The sequence below is a fragment of the Chryseobacterium fluminis genome, from assembly GCF_026314945.1.
Classification (GTDB): Bacteria; Bacteroidota; Bacteroidia; order Flavobacteriales; family Weeksellaceae; genus Chryseobacterium; species Chryseobacterium fluminis.
Window position 1 is genome coordinate 1,019,623 of record NZ_CP111121.1, and the last position, 17,927, is coordinate 1,037,549.

The 17,927-nt window shown below is 39.6% G+C and carries 13 protein-coding genes; 2 read left to right on the top strand and 11 right to left on the bottom strand.

The annotated features are described in order from the left end of the window. Positions 1 to 44: 44 nt before the first annotated feature. The 7 genes from ODZ84_RS04665 to purB all read right to left on the bottom strand — a co-directional run bounded on the left by ODZ84_RS04665 (position 45) and on the right by purB (position 8,953). Positions 45 to 377: a gamma-glutamylcyclotransferase family protein gene (locus ODZ84_RS04665; RefSeq protein WP_266175835.1), complete on the bottom strand. Its 333-nt coding sequence runs from the start codon at positions 375 to 377 to the stop codon at positions 45 to 47. Further along, positions 377 to 1,006, bottom strand: coding sequence for an SGNH/GDSL hydrolase family protein (locus tag ODZ84_RS04670; RefSeq protein WP_266175836.1), 630 nt, complete (start codon positions 1,004 to 1,006; stop codon positions 377 to 379). The genes ODZ84_RS04665 and ODZ84_RS04670 overlap by 1 nt, the downstream gene beginning before the upstream one ends. A 162-nt stretch (positions 1,007 to 1,168) precedes the next feature. Further along, entirely contained in the window at positions 1,169 to 1,552 is a 384-nt protein-coding gene (locus tag ODZ84_RS04675) for a ribonuclease inhibitor (protein WP_266175837.1), read from the bottom strand. A 133-nt stretch (positions 1,553 to 1,685) separates the two neighbouring features. Then, a complete protein-coding gene (locus tag ODZ84_RS04680; RefSeq protein ID WP_266175838.1) occupies positions 1,686 to 5,381 on the bottom strand; it encodes a phosphoribosylformylglycinamidine synthase in 3,696 nt (1,231 codons plus the stop codon). A 29-nt stretch (positions 5,382 to 5,410) separates the two neighbouring features. Continuing rightward, positions 5,411 to 6,442, bottom strand: coding sequence for a PDDEXK nuclease domain-containing protein (locus ODZ84_RS04685; RefSeq protein WP_266175839.1), 1,032 nt, complete (start codon positions 6,440 to 6,442; stop codon positions 5,411 to 5,413). A 24-nt stretch (positions 6,443 to 6,466) separates the two neighbouring features. Continuing rightward, complete coding sequence (locus ODZ84_RS04690) at positions 6,467 to 7,429, bottom strand: WG repeat-containing protein (RefSeq protein WP_266175840.1); 963 nt, start codon at positions 7,427 to 7,429, stop codon at positions 6,467 to 6,469. Between the two features lie 96 nt (positions 7,430 to 7,525). Beyond that, positions 7,526 to 8,953, bottom strand: coding sequence for an adenylosuccinate lyase (purB, locus tag ODZ84_RS04695; protein WP_266175841.1), 1,428 nt, complete (start codon positions 8,951 to 8,953; stop codon positions 7,526 to 7,528). Between the two features lie 276 nt (positions 8,954 to 9,229). Here purB and ODZ84_RS04700 point away from each other — a divergent pair, with 276 nt between their 5' ends. Together ODZ84_RS04700 and ODZ84_RS04705 are read left to right on the top strand one after the other, a co-directional pair. Continuing rightward, entirely contained in the window at positions 9,230 to 10,159 is a 930-nt protein-coding gene (locus tag ODZ84_RS04700; protein ID WP_266175842.1) for an AraC family transcriptional regulator, read from the top strand. 67 nt (positions 10,160 to 10,226) lie between these two features. After that, positions 10,227 to 11,393 carry an iron-containing alcohol dehydrogenase gene (locus tag ODZ84_RS04705; protein WP_266175843.1) on the top strand — a complete coding sequence of 389 codons (1,167 nt, stop codon included), beginning with the start codon at positions 10,227 to 10,229 and terminating at the stop codon, positions 11,391 to 11,393. Positions 11,394 to 11,670: 277 nt separating this feature from the next. On the opposite strand, the gene bglX is transcribed toward ODZ84_RS04705, so the two are convergent. From bglX to ODZ84_RS04725, 4 genes are all read right to left on the bottom strand, one after another. After that, a complete protein-coding gene (bglX, locus tag ODZ84_RS04710; RefSeq protein ID WP_266175844.1) occupies positions 11,671 to 13,998 on the bottom strand; it encodes a beta-glucosidase BglX in 2,328 nt (775 codons plus the stop codon). Positions 13,999 to 14,157: 159 nt separating this feature from the next. Beyond that, the gene (locus ODZ84_RS04715; RefSeq protein ID WP_266175845.1) at positions 14,158 to 14,859 is read right to left on the bottom strand and encodes a carboxylesterase family protein; all 702 of its coding nucleotides are present in this window, start codon (positions 14,857 to 14,859) and stop codon (positions 14,158 to 14,160) included. Between the two features lie 139 nt (positions 14,860 to 14,998). Beyond that, positions 14,999 to 16,387, bottom strand: a complete 1,389-nt coding sequence (locus ODZ84_RS04720; RefSeq protein WP_266175846.1) for a glucoamylase family protein — start codon at positions 16,385 to 16,387, stop codon at positions 14,999 to 15,001. Between the two features lie 73 nt (positions 16,388 to 16,460). Beyond that, positions 16,461 to 17,924: a RagB/SusD family nutrient uptake outer membrane protein gene (locus ODZ84_RS04725; protein ID WP_266175847.1), complete on the bottom strand. Its 1,464-nt coding sequence runs from the start codon at positions 17,922 to 17,924 to the stop codon at positions 16,461 to 16,463. Between the last annotated feature and the right edge of the window lie 3 nt (positions 17,925 to 17,927).

A 17,927-nucleotide genomic window follows, 5' to 3' on the forward strand; every position in this document is an offset into this window, starting at 1 on the left:
CATCCCGGATGTCCGGGCCATCTGAATACACCTGAATATCATTTTTATTTCTCTACATAAATAAATCCTTTTTTTCCGGATTTAAAAACGGCTTCAATTCTCTGATAATCATCTACCTCATACTCATCGGCCTGAAGAATCTCCTGTTCGGTAACTTCAAACAAAACACCCTCCACTTCATCGTCTGTATTGCCTGAAAACTCTAAAATAGGGTGGTATTTCTGGCTGCTTTTACGCAACACTTCCGGATCAGTGATTTCCAGCATTTTAAGCTTATAGCCTGTAAGAACATCCTTCTCTCCCTGTAAAAGTCTCCCGAAAGTTTCGATCTGAACCTGCTCCTTCTGTAAGGTTCCGTAAGAAAATAAATAATGCATTATAAATATTTTTCAATGATTGGAATTGCTATTTCGGCCATCATGCCATAGCCTTTTTCGTTAGGATGGACACCGTCTGCCGAAAGAAGAACTTCTTTGTCAGCGGAATAAGCCTTATAAAAATCGATGTAGCTGCATGCGTTTTCAAGGGCAATATCTGTCAGAATCTGATTATAAACCAGAACGTCTTCATTTGTTCTCCGTTTTCCCGAGGCAACCACCACCCCATCTACATTTTTGGAGAAAGGAAGTATACTGATCAGGTAAATATCGTCGGTATATTTTTTCGCCTCATGAAGGGCTGTTAATATATTCTTTTTAAAGCTTTCCGGGTGTACCATCTGTGTTCCGTCTTTCACGGCCAGATCATTGGCGCCATATCCAAGAAATACCATGTTCCCTTCAGCAGAATTCCGTGCCGCCATTTCATGTGGAATTCTCCTGACGAGACCTTCCGTTGTTTCACCTCCAATTCCCAGATTAAAAAGAATCAGCTCATTGCTGTTTCCTTCATTGTATTTCTGCAGAGCATATCTTTTCAGAATATCTACCCAGCCTCCGAAAACGCCGTCGTATTCTCCATACGTGATGCTGTCGCCGAAGAATAATCCATAAATTGTTTTTTTCATTAACTTTTAATTATAAGTATTTAATTTCGAAGATATTACAGCGCTTCGACAGGCTCAGCATGACAGCGCTTATCTCACACCGACAATCATTTTAAACTTCATCAATTCAAAGCCCGATAGGTATCAAAATTTAAATAAATTCTTAATAGTTTCACCTCAAAATCAGTTCAAAATTAAGGTAATATTTTTATGGGATTCTATAATTTCAATTAAAATATCAAATAGGGTCTGTCCGTTTCCGTCTATCAGATCATCCAGCTTTTGTCGAATCAACTGAACGTTAAAAGGTTTTCCCTGACGGATTTTATTTTCATAGAACTCTTTAGTAGCAGTAACACCCAGGTCCTCTTCTGATTTTTGGGAATTTTCCCAGGTAATATCTGTTTCCGCTCCATACAGAATATCATCAAAACCATCCATGGTCCCGATTTTCCAATCTTCGTCATTCATCAGGAGCCGGGAAATCTCTTCGTAGAAGCCTTCCAGATCGGAAAAATGACTGCCATTAATGACAGTCACTTTTTTATTTGAAATTACTTTTTTCATTTACTTTAGCATTGATGAGTCATTAAAATCTCCACCAATTTAAGCAATTTATTTTTTCACTTTATTACATCTTACCGTTAAAAAAATCGTAAGGTTTGACTAAAAGCTTAAAAAAATTCGCCAAAACTATCGCTTATTTAAAGTATTTTACTCCATTTTTGAAGATATTGTGATAATTTGCAGTTGGAATATTTTTCATGAGCCCTTCTGAAAAACGCTCCGGGTGTCCCATTCGTCCGTAAATTTTGCCATCAGGACTTGTAATTCCTTCAATTCCGAACAATGAGTTATTTGGATTGTACGGCATTCCGTGCGCGATGTTTCCTTCTGAATCAAGATACTGCGTAGCGATCTGTCCGTTCTCGTATAACCTTTGGATCTCCTCTTCTGAAGCCATAAAACGACCTTCGCCATGAGAAATCGGAATGGTGAACACCTGATCTTTCATTCCGGTTAACCAAGGAGATTCGTCATTAACGACTCTTACATTCACCATCTGGGAAATATGTCTTCTGATGGCATTGTGAGCCAATGTAGGAGAATTCTCATCCAGATCTTTGATTCTTCCGTAAGGCAGCAAACCGGATTTTACCAATGCCTGGAAACCGTTGCAGATCCCGATGATCATTCCGTCCCTGTCTAACAGTTCGTGAACGGCATTTCTCATTTTTTCGTTTTTCAACACATTCACAATGAACTTGGCAGAACCGTCCGGTTCATCACCCGCAGAGAAACCTCCTGAGAATGCCAGAATCTGAGATGTTTTGATTTCCTCAACCCACGCATCTATACTTTCATCCAGTAACTGGTGATTGATATTGATTAGAGGTAAACTGCTGATGACAGCCCCTTCTTTCGCGAAAGCGTTAAACGTATCGTATTCACAGTTGGTTCCCGGGAAAACCGGAGCGAATACTTTTGGCTGGGCGATTCCGTGTTTTTTGATGATGATATTCCTTGGGTTGATGGAATTTAATTTCTCATCCAACGCAACCGTTATTTTTTCTTTTTCAACCGTCGGGAACAGGTTTTCAAAGGTATTGGTATTCGCCGCTAATAATTTTTCAATAGCAAATTCAGCATCATTAATTCTGATACCAGCTGAATTTTTAACTTCACCGATCAGCTGAAGATCTACAGAACTTAATTCTTCTTTAGATTCGATGATTAAGCTACCTATATTTTTCGTTAATAAAACATTTTCATCAACCGTAATTTCAGCGCCTAATCTGTTTCCGAAGCTCATTTTTGCTAAAGCAACAGCAACTCCGCCTTCTTTAACCGTTTTTACTGAAACAATTTTTCCGGCTTTGATATTTTCGAAAATAAATTCAAAAACTCTTTTTAAAGCATCGTAATCCGGAAGCTCGTTTTCCTGAGCAATATGATTGAAGAAATAGACTTTATTTCCTTCGTTTTTAAATTCAGGAGAGATGATGGTTTTCTTTTCACCATTGGCACATGCGAAAGAAATAAGTGTCGGCGGAACATTCAGATCCTGGTATGTACCGCTCATTGAATCTTTTCCCCCGATCGCTGCTAATCCGAAATTGATCTGGGCATCATAGGCTCCCAACAAAGATGCCAACGGTTTCCCCCATTTTTCAGGGTTCTGTCCTAATTTCTCAAAATATTCCTGGAAACTGAATCTGATATTTTTGTAGTCACCACCCATGGCAACGATCTTTGCTACACTTTCTACAACGGCATAAGAAGCTCCCAACAGAGAATTCTGCTTAGAAATCTCCGCATCAAATCCCCAACTCGCCAGAGAAACGGTTTCAATATCTTTCGCTCCGATGATGGGTAATGTCTGAACACTTCCTTCCATTAAAGTCTGCTGGTATTTTCCGCCCAGCGGCATCGCCACTGTAGTCGCGCCAATAGAAGAATCAAACATTTCCAGCAGGCCTTTCTGAGACGCTACGTTTTTATCACTTAAAATTTTCAGGAAATTCTCTTCGTTGAATGCAGGAACTTCTTCTTTTATTTCATTCAGGTGGGTAATTTTAACTTCCTGACTTTTTGAACAACCATTGGTGTCTAAAAATGCTCTTGAAAGATCAACGATTTTGTCTCCTTTCCAGAACATCTGCATTCTCCCTGAATCGGTTACCTTAGCCACTTCAACAGCCACGATATTTTCAGCTTCACAGAATTTAATAAACTGTTCTTTATCTTTTGGCTCTACCACTACGGCCATTCTTTCCTGAGATTCAGAAATGGCAAGCTCCGTTCCGTTCAGACCTTCATATTTTAAAGGTAAAACATCCAGATTAACTTCCAAAGAATCAGCAATCTCCCCGATCGCTACGGAAACCCCTCCGGCTCCGAAGTCATTGGATTTTTTAATCAGTCTTGTCACTTCAGGATTTCTGAACAGTCTCTGTATTTTTCTTTCTTCAACCGCATTTCCTTTCTGAACTTCGGAACTCATGGTGTGAATAGACGTTTCATCCTGTTCTTTTGAGCTTCCGCTTGCTCCGCCTACACCGTCACGGCCTGTTGCGCCTCCTAAAATGATAATAGAATCACCGGCTTCAGGTTTTTCACGTCGTACCCAGTCTACAGGAACGGCTCCAGCTACGAAACCAACCTCCATTCTTTTTGCTTTGTAGCCTTCATCGTAGATTTCAGAAACCATTGTTGTTGCCAGACCGATCTGGTTACCGTAAGAAGAATATCCGTTGGCCGCCTGCTTTGTGATTGTTTTCTGAGGTAATTTACCCGGTAAGGTCTTATTAACAGGTTCCAATACATCAGCTGCTCCCGTGAGTCTCATTGCCTGAAATACGAAAGAACGTCCTGACAAAGGATCTCTGATGGCACCTCCCAGACAGGTGGATGCCCCACCGAAAGGCTCAATTTCAGTCGGGTGATTGTGGGTTTCATTTTTGAATAACAGATACCACGGTTCTTTTTTACCGTCATATTCGGCTTCGATGCGGATCGTACAGGCGTTGATTTCATCTGAAACCACAAGGTTTTCCAAATCCCCGGTTTTATGGAAATATCTTCCGCAGACGGTCGCCAGATCCATTAAGGAAATCGGCTTGAGTTCTCGTCCTAAGAATTTTCTTTTTTCAATATAATCATTGAAGATGGTCTCCAGGGTATGCTTAAACGGTCCATCGAATTCAATATCTGACAGTTCCGTTTCAAACGTTGTGTGACGACAGTGGTCGCTCCAGTACGTGTCTAAAACTTTAAGTTCTGTTTCCGTAGGATTTCTCTGTTCGGTTTTAAAATATTCCTGAATGAATTTTAAATCATCCAAACCTAAAGCAAAACCATGATTGTTAAAGAATTCTTCAAGCTGAGCATCATCAAAGCTGATGAAATTTTCGTGAATAATAACCTTTGACGGTGTTTCTTCCGCCGGAATATCCAGGTTGCTTAAATCCTTTTCCTGAGATTCGACTTTATTGATGAGCAGATCTTTAATTTTTGCCAAATCGGATTCAGAAATTCCTTCAAACTCGATTAATTTACCGCTTCTTACTTTAGACTTCTCATTTTCAGTCAGTAAAGCAATACACTGCTGAGCAGAATCTGCACGCTGATCGTATTGACCGGGTAAAAATTCCATTGCGAAAAAAATTCCTTCTGCAGGATTTTCTTCATGTAAAATATCAGTAACAGGGTCTACGAAAGTGCTGTTGACCACTTTTCCGAATTCACCGTCCTGCAATCCGAATATATCGTAAATGTTATATACTTTTACGCTTTGGACAGACGGAATCACCGCTTTTACTTCATCAAAAATTTTTGGACTTTCTACATCGAAAATACCTCTTTTTTCTACGAAAATTCTTTTGTTATTAGACATTAGATGCCAGATATTAAATATGATTAGACTTATTTTTTATTTTCAATTTTATTCCTTGCAATTTCTATCGAACGATTCAGTTTTTCAAGTAAAACTTTCTCTGAGGGCAATACAAGCAAGTATTCTGCTACTTTAATGTGATCATCTTCTAAATTCATGAGTTCTATATGTTCGGAATTTTTTCCTGAACAAAGAATGAGACCAATAGGAGGATTTTCGCCTTCCACTTTTTCATATTTATTAAGATAAGAAAGATAAAGTTCCATTTGTCCTTTATGGGAAGCTTCAAATTCTCCTAACTTCAATTCAATAACTATTAGAGATTTTAATCTCCTGTGATAAAAAAGCAGATCCAAATAGTAGTCTCTATGGTCTATTGTAATTCTTTTTTGCCTGGACAGAAAAGCAAAATCAATCCCTAGTTCAGAAATAAATTTTTGCAGTTCAACAATGATGGCTTCCTCCAAATCTTTTTCGGAAAATGTATCTTTCAATTCTAAAAAATCCAAAAAATAAGGATCCTTAAAAACCAAATCTGGGTTCAAAATTTGGTTTCCAGACCAGTTTTCAAGTTCTTTATTGATTATTTCATCGGGTTTTTTACTAATGGCTGTTCTTTCAAAAAGTAAAGAACTTATCTTATCTTTTAAAGTTCGAACGCTCCAATTTTCAATTTTACAAATTTCAAGATAAAAATTTCTTTTTGGATCTTCAGAAATTGGAATCAGAAGCAGAAAGTGAGTCCATGATAATTGTCGCATCGCCGATGCGACAATTTCAAAATCTTCGAAAACAGAAGCAAATTGCATCATTTTTCGGAGATTTTTTTCTGAAAAAGAGCTTCCGAATTCTAAAGTAAGGTGCTGAGAAATTTGTGAAACCACTTCTTTACCATATTCTGCTCTTTTGTTTCCTAAAACATCTCCATTTATTCTTTGTCCTATTTTCCAATATAAAACCACCATCGCAGAATTTACCTGAACAGCAACTTCGCTTTTAGTCTTGGTAACCAATTCCTTCAAATCGGTCATTAATTGATGATGATTTTGATTCTGCAACATTATTTTATATAATAGAGTATTATTTTAGTTATTTAGTTTATTTGCATTATCCGGATGTTCTCTCTGATAATTTTCGGCTTCGACATATTCATTTTTCAGCCATTTTTCAAAGGGAATTTTTTCGTCATCCTCACCCAGAGCAAAAATATTTTTGCCGTCTTCTGAGACTAAGAATTTGAAATCATACATCATTCCTGCTTCCACTTTCCTGTAATCATAAGTATTGATCTGATAGTATGGGAAATTTGCCTTTGGCCTTTCCACGATTTCAAAGAATAATCTCTTTTCATTTTCAGATAGCTTATGATACACATTTACATAATAAATATTGGAAAGCTTTTTATTCAGTTTTTCGAAAAACTGAAGAATATTCTTCTCTTTTTCACTGTACAAGAAAGGGTCCGGGAAATGTTGTCCTTCAACTTCTATGGTATTAACAGACTTTTCAACGGGTTCTGCTGTTTCTCCTTTGCCATTCATCACACCCCACTTTCCTCCTACGATCGCTTTATGTTCATCTTCTGTTTTTTCCCAGTCGCAACCGTCACAAAAAACAGCGTATCCGTAATTGAATGGTGACACAAAATCATGTCCGGCTTCTATGATGACTGTCCCGTTTCTGTCCACAAAACCCACTTTTCCGTTTTTGACGAATCTTCTTACCCCTTCTGAGAAATAATCTGCTCCGTTATCATAAAAGAAAGGCCGGTAGAGAAAATTCCCTTTTCTGTCATAGACAAATCCCCAGGCATTCTTTTCTCTCTGATCTCCTTTTCTGTCACCGTCAAAAAAGATGGTCTCTCCTTTCACCGGTTCTCCATCCTGAAGATCAGAAAATATTTTAAACTGAGCAGGAACAATAATTTTACCGTCCTGATTTTTAACACCCACCAACGAATCTTTTGATTTGAAATACTTTAAAATTTCTTTCTGCTGAGAGAAAGAAAGTATAGGAACCAATGAAATGAAGAGAAGAAGTTTTTTCATTCTGATGCAATTAGAGTTTCTTTTTACGGGGTAAACTTTGTCAAAGGTCTGAAACTTTGACAAAGTAAAAATGCAGCCGAAAAGACTGCATACTGTTTATACTTTAAGATCAGCTTCTAAACCGATCAGGTCTTTATTAGCATCAATGATCGGCTGAACTTCGTTGGCGATGAATTCTTCCGTCTGAATGGGAGCAAAACCGATGAAGTTTTTAGGATCGAGGACTTCTTTTAATTTAGATTTATCCAGTTTTAAGGAATCATCATTTAAAATTCTATCGATAAGGTCATTTTCTTTACCTTCTTCTTTCACTTTTTTAGAAGCTTCCATGGAATGAACCCTGATTACTTCATGGATTTCCTGTCGGTCGCCACCTGCTTTCACTTCTTCCATAATAATATATTCTGTCGCCATGAAAGGAAGTTCTTCCATAATATGTTTGTTGATCCTGTTCGGATACACCACAATTCCGTTCATGATGTTATTCCAGATCAGTAAAATGGCATCAACTGCTAAAAACGCCTGAGGAATCGTTAATCTCTTATTTGCAGAATCATCCAGTGTTCTTTCAAACCACTGGGTTGAAGCTACCATTGCTGAACTTGTCGTTAAAGACATTACATATTTTGCCAGCGCTCCGATTCTTTCGCTTCTCATCGGATTGCGTTTATAGGCCATTGCGGATGAACCGATCTGGTTTTTCTCGAAGGGCTCTTCAATTTCTTTAAGATTCTGAAGAAGACGTAAATCGTTTGTGAATTTATGTGCTGACTGCGCGATATTTCCTAATAAAGCTACCACTTTTGCATCGATTTTCCTGTCATAGGTCTGCCCGGAAACCCCGAATACTTTTTCGAAACCGAATCTTTTTGACAATTCTTTATCCAAATGTTTTACTTTAGAATAATCACCATTGAAAAGCTCTAAGAAACTTGCCGCAGTACCGGTCGTTCCTTTTACACCTCTGAATCTTAATGTTTCCAGGAAGAAATCCAGTTCTTCAATATCAAGAACTAAGCTTTGCAACCACAGGGTAGCTCTTTTCCCGACAGTCGTTAACTGAGCCGGCTGGAAGTGGGTAAATCCTAAGGTCGGTAAATCTTTATACTGGATCGCAAAATCCGAAAGATTTTTCATGACGTTAACCAGCTTTTTCTTTAAGATTAAAAGTCCGTCACGGATCTGAATTAAATCTGTATTGTCCCCTACAAAAGCTGAAGTAGCTCCAAGATGAATAATTCCCTTCGCTGACGGTGCCACATCACCATACGCGTGAACGTGAGCCATTACATCATGACGGAATTTTTTTTCATACTCAGCCGCTTTATCATAATCAATATTTTCTGCATTGGCTTTCAGCTCAGCGATTTGCCCGTCTGTGATGTCAAGCCCCAGGTCTTTTTCGATTTCAGCAAGAGCAATCCAAAGTTTTCTCCAATTCTGGAATTTGTTATTATGTGAGAAGTTAAATAACATTTCTTCGCTTGAATAGCGTTCTTCCAAAGGATTTTTGTAGGAATTCATTCTTTTCTTTTACTTTTTTTAGATATGCAAAAATAGGTTTTTTCGGTGAGAGATGAAAATCCCGCTGTGCTTTTGTCCTGAAAGAAACCGACAAAAAATCATGGCTGGAATCTTACGTTCAAAATGGCTCCTGTTTTTTGAAATTTTAAGCTGTCAAAAATTAAGATCTGTGCTGTTTTGACCTGTGCATTATCCGGATTTGACGACATTCTTTTGATTGAAAAGACAGAAAGAATTCCTAAAAAATTTCATCCTTTCAAATCTTGCAAACTAAAAATGATTTGTTATAGATTTGTTGCTTCGTTTTTTAATCATAAGAAAATGGGTGGACTGAAGAAACTGGAGATAAAAAAGAATATTCAAAAGGAGGAAGACAGAAATCTTTCTTTCCGGGTTTTTGATTTGAATGAAGAGCATCTGAATCATTATAAGAACCCTCATAAAAAAGATCATTTCTTAATTATTGTTATTGAAGACGGAACGCTTCAGCTTCATATCGAGGACAAAGTTCATTCCCTAAAATCCGGAAAAATTTCCGTTGTATTCCCTGAGCAGGTGCATTGTATCTCTAATGCAGATGCAAATTTAAAAGGGAAAATCATTTTGTTTGAAGAAATACTGTTCTGCTCGGATATCCTGAAAAATGAATTGAGCACGTATAATGTTAACCTTTCAACGCAGCTTAACTGCACCGTTTTGTCTCCGGAGGATTTTGAACAGAGTCTTTACACCATTCGGCTCATTCAGGGAATTTACCAGAAGCCGAGTCTTATTAAAAAGGAGCAGGCAAGATTTCAGATTAAAATATTCCTGTTGGGCTTAATAGAATCCGTTCATGGCCTGCACCCGATCTTCACTAAAGAAACAGCTGATAAACCGATGTATGTGCGATTCAAAAAATTGCTGAATGAGCATTACAAAGAGCACAGAACCGTTCAGTATTATGCGGAAGAACTGGCGGTAAGTCCCAAAAAATTAAATTCAATCATAAAGAAACACTGCGGCGAAACAGCCATTCAGGCGATTCATAACCGTATTCTAATGGAAATCAAACGTCAGCTTCTGTTTTCTGACTTTTCCCATAAGGAAATCGCTTTTGACCTTGGATTCAACTCACCGTCTGCGCTTAATAAATTTGTAAAATCTAAACTGAAGGAAACCCCGACCGAACTTCAGCAGGAACTGGCGCAAATGTATAACGCATAGTCCCGTTTGTATAACATTACCCATGCTGACCTTCTTACTTTTGTTTCATCAAAAATCAATAAGAAAAATGAGTAAGTTATTTATTGCAGGAGAAGTTTTCCATGGTGCCGGAAGTCTTGAAGAATTAAAAAATATCAAGGGAAAGAAAGCCGTAATTGTAACGGGAGGAAGCTCGATGAGAAAGAGCGGAACATTGGATAAGGCTGTGGCTTACCTTAAGGAAGCGGGCATCGAAACCGAAATCTTTGAGGGTGTGGAAGAAGATCCTTCATCCGCTACCTGTATGAAAGGTGCCGAGGTGATTAAAGCTTTTGAACCGGACTGGATTATCGGTTTGGGAGGATGCTCTGCCATCGATGCTGCCAAAATCATGTGGGTATTTTACGAGTATCCCGATGCTGACTTTGAGGCGATGATCAAACCTTTCACGGTTCCCGTTTTAAGAAATAAGGCTAAATTCATCGCCATTCCTTCTACCAGCGGAACGGGAACTGAAACTACCGGTCTGGCCGTCATTACAGACAGGGAAAAAGGCGTAAAATATCCTATCGTATCTTATGAACTGACTCCGGATATTGCGATTGTGGATGGTGAAATCTGTGCTTCCATGCCGGCTCACGTAACTTCGAATACAGGTCTTGATGCCCTGACACATTGTGTAGAAGCATATGTTTCCAATATTGATAACAATATTGCAGATGCGCTTTCAAAAGGTGGTCTGGAGATTGTTTTTGACAATCTGAAAGAGGCGGTGGAAAATCCGGACAATATTACGGCCCGTCAGAATATGCATGATGCTTCTTTTATGGCAGGACTGGCATTTAATAATGCATGGCTGGGCATTGTACACTCATTATCTCACCAGGTTGGCGCTTTATACGGAATTCCTCATGGTGCTTCCAACGCTATCTTCTTACCGAATGTTATCCGCTACAATGCCCAGGCAACAGAACGTTATCCTGATTTGGCGAGAGTAATCGGTAAGAAAACGACAGAGGAACTGGCCCAGGCTATTGAAGCCTTGCGTTCTGAGGTTAATAATCAGTCAGCGATCAAAGAATTCGGAATTTCCAGAGAAGACTGGGATAAGAATCTTGATTATATTGCCAATAATGCCCTAATCGATCCATGTACCGGTTTTAACCCGAGAGTTCCTTCTCTGGATGAGCTGAAGGTGATTTACAATGCCTGTTATGAAGGCGTTATTTATGCTGAGGAAGCTGTTGCCGGGTAACTCTATTTAGTTTAACGACTCAAGTTCCTTAAAGCTTATCTGGGAAATACCGTTGAATTATATGAAAAACCTCACAGGTTTTGAAAACCTGCGAGGTTTATTGGCGGACAACATGAAGTTCAGTAAAAAAACAGGAGATCTATAAATTTCCTGTTTTTTTATACTGGTTTAAACGTCATTTTTCCTGTTTCTTCAGTCTTGAATTGATGGAAGACACTATTTTATATCAGGATTACAAAATTGAAAAAAGCCGCTCATGATAAGCGGCTTCTGTCATTTATTTTGTCCAGTTGATTTTGGAGTGTTTTACCTCCTCAGAATTGGTACCGATCATGATATCAAATTCTCCGGATTCCCAGTCGTACTTAAGATCTCCGTTATAAAACTTGAGGTTTTCCGGTGTAATGTTAAAGGTAACCTTTTTAGATTCGCCTTTTTTAAGCATTACTTTCTGGAATCCTTTCAGTTCTTTTACCGGTCTTGTGATGCTTCCCACCATATCTCTGATGTACAGCTGTACAACTTCTGCACCATCATAATTTCCGGAATTCGTTACAGTAACTGTGGCCTGAACAGCCTGATTTCCTTTCGGATTGGCATTGGAAACCGTTACGTCGGAATAACTGAATTTGGAGTAGCTCAGCCCGTATCCGAACGGGTACAGCGGCGTATTACACTCATCCATATAATTGGAACGGAATCTCTGGTACTCACACTTATCCACTAATGCCTGATCCAGTGGGCGGCCTGTATTTTTAGCATTATAATAAATCGGCACCTGACCCAGACTTCTCGGGAATGTCATCGGAAGTTTCCCGGAAGGATTTACTTTTCCAAAGAGAACGTCTGCGATTGCATTTCCGGCCTCAGAACCTGCGAACCAGGCATTCAGGATGGCATCAGGCTTATCTTTTACATTCGTTAAAGCTAAAGGACGGCCTGTAAACAGCACCATTGCGATTGGTTTTCCTGTCTTTTTTAGTTCATTTAATAAATCTACCTGAGATTGCGGAATGGTAATTTCTGTTCTTGAAGAAGATTCACCACTCATTTCTGCGGATTCTCCGATAGCCAGAACAATAACATCTGCTTTATTGGCAACGTCCACAGCTTCTTTTAGTAAAGCTTCTTTGGAACGGTTGTCACGATCTGTTTTTTTACCGTGAGCAGCATAGATCTCCTCTAATTTGGCATCATCATCGATGTTGGCTCCTTTGGCAGACAGGAATTTTACATCCTTACCGTAGTTCGCCTGCAGTCCCTGCATCAGGTTCACCGAAATTGCGTGTTTTGTGGCTACACTCCAGGTTCCTGCCATATTCATTGAATTGTTAACCAATGGACCGATCACGGCCACCGTTCCTGACTTTTTCAAGGGTAAGACCTGGTTTTCATTTTTCATCAATACCATCGACTGAGCTGCGGCACTTCTTGCAATATTACGGTTCTCCATGCTGTAAACCTCTTTCGCTGCCAGCTTTGCATCTCCGTGCTTATATGGATTATCGAATAAACCTAAGTCATATTTTGCTTCAAGAATTCTTCTCGCAGCCATATCGATTTCAGCCTGCGTTACTTTTCCTTCCGATAAAGATTTTTTCAGGGTTGTTAAGAATCCTTCTCCTACCATGTCCATATCTACTCCTGCTTTCAGAGCCAATGCAGAAACCTGCTGAAGGTCTCCCATTCCGTGGTCGACCATTTCGTTGATCCCGGTGTAATCCGTCACCACAAAACCTTTGAAATTCCATTTGTTTCTCAGCACTTCTGTCTGAAGCCATCTGCTTCCTGTTGCCGGAACTCCGTCCACTTCATTGAAAGACGCCATCACGGAAGCTACTCCAGCATCTACAGCTGCTTTGTAAGGCGGAAAATACTCATTGAACATCCTTACATGGCTCATGTCTACGGTATTGTAATCTCTACCCGCTTCACCGGCTCCGTACAGGGCAAAGTGTTTCACACAGGCTAAAATATTGGTTCCGTTGGCCAGGTCTTTCCCCTGGTAACCGTACACCATATTTTTGGCAATTTCGCTTCCCAGATACGGGTCTTCACCGGAACCTTCAGAGACCCTTCCCCATCTTGGTTCACGGGAGATATCCACCATGGGCGAAAACGTCCAGTTGATTCCGTCTGCTGCTGCTTCTTTAGCTGCTACTCTTGCGGACTGCTGAACCAGATTCATGTCCCATGAAGCGGCTAAGCCTAAAGGAATCGGGAATGTCGTTTCATATCCGTGAATCACATCCATACCAAAAATCATCGGAATTTTCAGGCGGCTGTTTTCTACCGCTACTTTCTGAACTGCTTTAATTTTATCAGCTCCTTTTATATTGAATAGTCCGCCGACTAATCCCTGTTCAACTTTTTTTCCGATATCGGAGCTTTTGGCCAAACCTGTGGTAAAATCGCCGGAACTTGGCAGATTCAGCTGTCCGATCTTTTCATCTACTGTCATCTTTGACAGAAGATTGTCTACAAAAGCTTTCTTTTTAGCCTGATACCGGGCCGTCTGGTAAGACTGAACGGGCTGTGTTACCATTTCCTGTGCCGAAAATACAGGCGCAAGGGCTAAGGTTGCCATTACAATTAACTTTTTCATAAATCTATCTTCTTAAATTATAGTTCTGTTTTTTGTTTTTAATACTGATCCGTTTTAATGCCGGTTTGCCGGATTTACTTCCATGCTCTGACTATTCCTGTCCGTAAGGGTATTTTAGTAATGACAGGCGGCACTTTTAATTTATCAATATTATTTTAATTATTTCCTTTTTGACAGCATCCAGTTGTATAACTCAGGGTTTGAATAGGTAGAATCCCATGAATTATGGTTGTCATTCGGAAAAATAGTTAATTCTGCGGAAGGGTTTACCGGATGCAGTTTCTGGTAAAAATTAAATGCATTTTCCGGAAGCACCACATCATCCATTCCGCCATGAAAAATTTTCATGTTTAAATTTTTATACTTATCGATATTCGCATACATCACCCTGTCGGTGGGTGCACAGACCGACACTACCGCCGCAAACATTTCGGGATGCTCCATTGCGAGTTTTAACGTACCCCATCCTCCCATAGAGAGACCGGTAAGATAAATCCGGGAAGGATCGATGTTATACTTCTTCTGAATTTCTTTGATTAAATGATAAACCGTCACCGTATCCCACCATGTATTTTCCGGACATTGAGGTGCCAGAATAGCCACAGGCTCCTTGATCAGGCTTTTATAGGTAAACGGACTGTGCGCTTTTACCGCTTCCAGATTATTTCCTCTTTCTCCGGAACCGTGAAGAAACACGATCAACGGAACATTTCCTTTTACTTTTTGCGGGTAATCGAAAATGTAGGACATCTTTTCCTGTCTTTTAACTTCTTTGTTCAGTTCTGCTTTGATTTCCTGAGCATTCAGACTCAGAGACAACGGCAGAAGCAGAAGGGGTAAATGGTTTAGTTTTAATTTCATTTTAAATATTAGGCTTTAGGGTTATCATGAACCTCGGAAGGAGTGTGTTCCGTTCCATATTATTTAGCCCCGATTGCAATGGAAATCCTTTTTTGCAGAAAAAGATTGCAATGGAAAGCGGGAATAGCTCCTGAAAATATTATTTAATATTATACTTCTCTGATCTGAAGCTTAATTTTTTCAGACCCTGCTGGATTTCCGGAGCATTCATAAATAATTTCCATAAAAATCCTGTTCTGTAGTTCTCAATCATCGGTGCGATGGTTCCCTGGTCGATTGCCAGATATCTTGGTGTCGTCCAGTTGTCATAATTGATGGATGTAGCATCGTACGGACCTGCAGATCCTATAAACTGAGGCTTCTCAGTATAGATGAACCTTAAAAAATCCATGGATTCTTTGGGTGAATACGGGAAACTGCTGAGTGCTGCTGTAGGGGTGATAACGCCGTGGTCGTTTTGTGGGAAATGCGCATCATAACCAACGCTTCCGTCTTTATTTCTTGAATATCCGGCCGTAAGTCCCCAGTAATTGGGTCCGTAGCCTTTCCACTGCTTTGGATTTTCGACACAGTATTTATAGTCGATAAGGACCTGATTTTTATTTAAATCGAAATAATTTTTAATGAGTTTGTCAGACAGGTTGTTCGGATCTAATCCGATGTAAGAATATTGGGTCCAGAACAGCGGACCGCCATATTCTTCGGCTCCGTTATGTCTGACATACAAGGGAAGTCCGTATTTTTCTCTGTCTGAAAGATACGTGCCGTTTCTGGTCCATCCCTGATAATATGTTTCAGCATCGATGGAATATGTAGGTGAGGAAGCGGCCAGAATGTACGTGATCAGACATTCGTTATATCCCTGCAGCGGAAAATTCATTTCCCACTGATAGTCCGGAGACCAGTGCCAGTACAGGACCTTTTCGCCGCCTTTTGTGTACCAGTTCCATTGAATGCCTTTCCAGAGTTCATCGCACTTTTTTGCCAACGCTTTTTCTTCTGCATTCCCATTTTTAAAGTATTCGCGGACCATTAAAATTCCGGATGTCAGAAATGCGGTTTCTACCAGATCTCCACCATTGTCTTTTTTCCCGAAAGGAACTGTTTTTCCGGTTTCACCATTGATCCAGTGCGACCAGGCTCCTTTGTGACGATCTGCTTTTGCCAGAAAGTCCATCATAACCGTCAGCCTTTTAACCGCTTCTTTTCTGGGTACAAAACCTCGTTCCACTCCGACCAATATGGTGGCTAAGCCAAATCCTGATCCACCTGTGGTGACCACATGTTTATCATGATCCGGATAGATATTGTCTTCATGATAACGTTCTCTTCCCAACATCGAATTCGGTTCTGCATATTCCCAGAAATATTTCAGGGCATCTTTCTGAACTCTGTTCATCAACTGCTCATCTGTACTGTTGCTTTTCACAATTTCAGCTTTTGAAGCCTGCTGTTTTGCTCCCTGAGAATTTTTGCAAGAGACTACCAGTAATGATGCAGCAGCTATCGATCGTATTATCCTTTTCATTATATCATTTTAAAACAAATTACTAAAAAAAGAGGAGAACTTTCATCCTCCTCTGTAATTTTATTGATTAATTTTAGTAGCCAGGGTTTTGCGCCGACAATCCTCCCGCTTCCATAATGAAGTCCTGAGGTAACGGGAATAGCTCATGGGTTCCTACCTTGAAAACTTTTCCGCCGTCAGCGGCCATTGCTGCTGCTGCCTGACCTGTTCTCACCAAATCAAACCATCTGTCGTGTTCGAATGCTAATTCAAGTCTTCTCTGTTTCCAGATATCCGCTCTCACGTCTGCCTGAGAAACACCAGGTGTATCTCCGATGCCTGCTCTGTTTCTTACTTGATTTAAGAAAGGAATTGCGGCAGAGGTCTGACCTAATTCATTCATTGCTTCTGCTTTTATTAAAAGAATTTCGGCATATCTCAAATAACGGATGTTGACATCTGTAGAAGCCTGGTCTCTGTAATTGGAAGAATAAGCTTTGTAGTTATAGAATTTATTTTCTACGTTTGGACCAACAAAATATCCATCATATAAAGTCATACTTCTATGGATAATTGTAGCATCTCTTCTTGTGTCAGTTGCAGAATATGCATCATATAAACCTTGAGTAGGAGTTGCAAATCCCCAACCCCATCCAGTCGTTCCTCGCGCTCCTTGTACCTGGCTATACTGTTGGATTGCTCTACCTGCAGTATCTCCGCTACCATTAATTTCAAAGATAGATTCTGCATTGTTTTCTCCTGATACTTTATAGATATCCTGAAAATTAGGTGTCAGAGAATATCCTGTCACCAAGTTACACTCATCCACAGCTAATTGCCATTTTTTCTGGTATAAATAGACTTTTGCCAATAAAGCGTGAGCAGCTCCTAAAGATGCTCTTCCGACATTATTTCCGGTATATACTGATTTATTAGGAAGAGCTTCAATAGCATCTTTCAAATCCTGTTCTATAAAAGCATAAATTTCCTCTTTACTTTTTCTGGTAAGCGTCATGACCCTATCCGCTTCATTTCCTGAAACCGGTACATGATCTACTAAAGGAACTCCTCCAAAAGATTTTACCAAGGTAAAATACATAAATGCTCTCAGAAATTTCGCCTCGCCAATTAATCTTTTTCTTAATTCAGGATCAGCTTTATCTAATTGAGGAATATATTTCAATGCTTGATTTACTCTATTAATTCCCTGATAATTAGAAGCGAATAATTCTTTGAATGACGGAGTTGAAGGTGTGAAGTTTAAGGCATCTAAAATGTCCTTATCTGAACCTGAATCCCCCGGACTTGATCCTTTATCTGCATCGTCAGAAACAATAGAGGTTACCCCAATCCAAGCGAACGTACTCATATTCCAATCCAAGAATTTGGCGTAAATAGCCGTCACAAAACTGGTAGCTCCGTCATTTGTATTATAAATGTCCAGATTGCTTTCAGGAATTGCTTCTGTAGGTGATACATCAATAAATTCATCACTACAACTCTGGTTTACGGCTCCTAAAATTAAAAATGCCGCAGCTATGATATATTTCTTATTCATTTT

What these genes read in the sequence shown, in the direction of transcription:
- ODZ84_RS04720 (WP_266175846.1), bottom strand. Translation starts at nt 16,387, where the DNA reads ATGAAAAGGATAATACGATCGATAGCTGCTGCATCATTACTGGTAGTC.
- ODZ84_RS04700 (WP_266175842.1), top strand. Translation starts at nt 9,230, where the DNA reads ATGATTTGTTATAGATTTGTTGCTTCGTTTTTTAATCATAAGAAAATG.
- ODZ84_RS04665 (WP_266175835.1), bottom strand. Translation starts at nt 377, where the DNA reads ATGCATTATTTATTTTCTTACGGAACCTTACAGAAGGAGCAGGTTCAG.
- bglX (WP_266175844.1), bottom strand. Translation starts at nt 13,998, where the DNA reads ATGAAAAAGTTAATTGTAATGGCAACCTTAGCCCTTGCGCCTGTATTT.
- ODZ84_RS04685 (WP_266175839.1), bottom strand. Translation starts at nt 6,442, where the DNA reads ATGTTGCAGAATCAAAATCATCATCAATTAATGACCGATTTGAAGGAA.
- purB (WP_266175841.1), bottom strand. Translation starts at nt 8,953, where the DNA reads ATGAATTCCTACAAAAATCCTTTGGAAGAACGCTATTCAAGCGAAGAA.
- ODZ84_RS04715 (WP_266175845.1), bottom strand. Translation starts at nt 14,859, where the DNA reads ATGAAATTAAAACTAAACCATTTACCCCTTCTGCTTCTGCCGTTGTCT.
- ODZ84_RS04725 (WP_266175847.1), bottom strand. Translation starts at nt 17,924, where the DNA reads ATGAATAAGAAATATATCATAGCTGCGGCATTTTTAATTTTAGGAGCC.
- ODZ84_RS04670 (WP_266175836.1), bottom strand. Translation starts at nt 1,006, where the DNA reads ATGAAAAAAACAATTTATGGATTATTCTTCGGCGACAGCATCACGTAT.
- ODZ84_RS04705 (WP_266175843.1), top strand. Translation starts at nt 10,227, where the DNA reads ATGAGTAAGTTATTTATTGCAGGAGAAGTTTTCCATGGTGCCGGAAGT.
- ODZ84_RS04690 (WP_266175840.1), bottom strand. Translation starts at nt 7,429, where the DNA reads ATGAAAAAACTTCTTCTCTTCATTTCATTGGTTCCTATACTTTCTTTC.
- ODZ84_RS04675 (WP_266175837.1), bottom strand. Translation starts at nt 1,552, where the DNA reads ATGAAAAAAGTAATTTCAAATAAAAAAGTGACTGTCATTAATGGCAGT.
- ODZ84_RS04680 (WP_266175838.1), bottom strand. Translation starts at nt 5,381, where the DNA reads ATGTCTAATAACAAAAGAATTTTCGTAGAAAAAAGAGGTATTTTCGAT.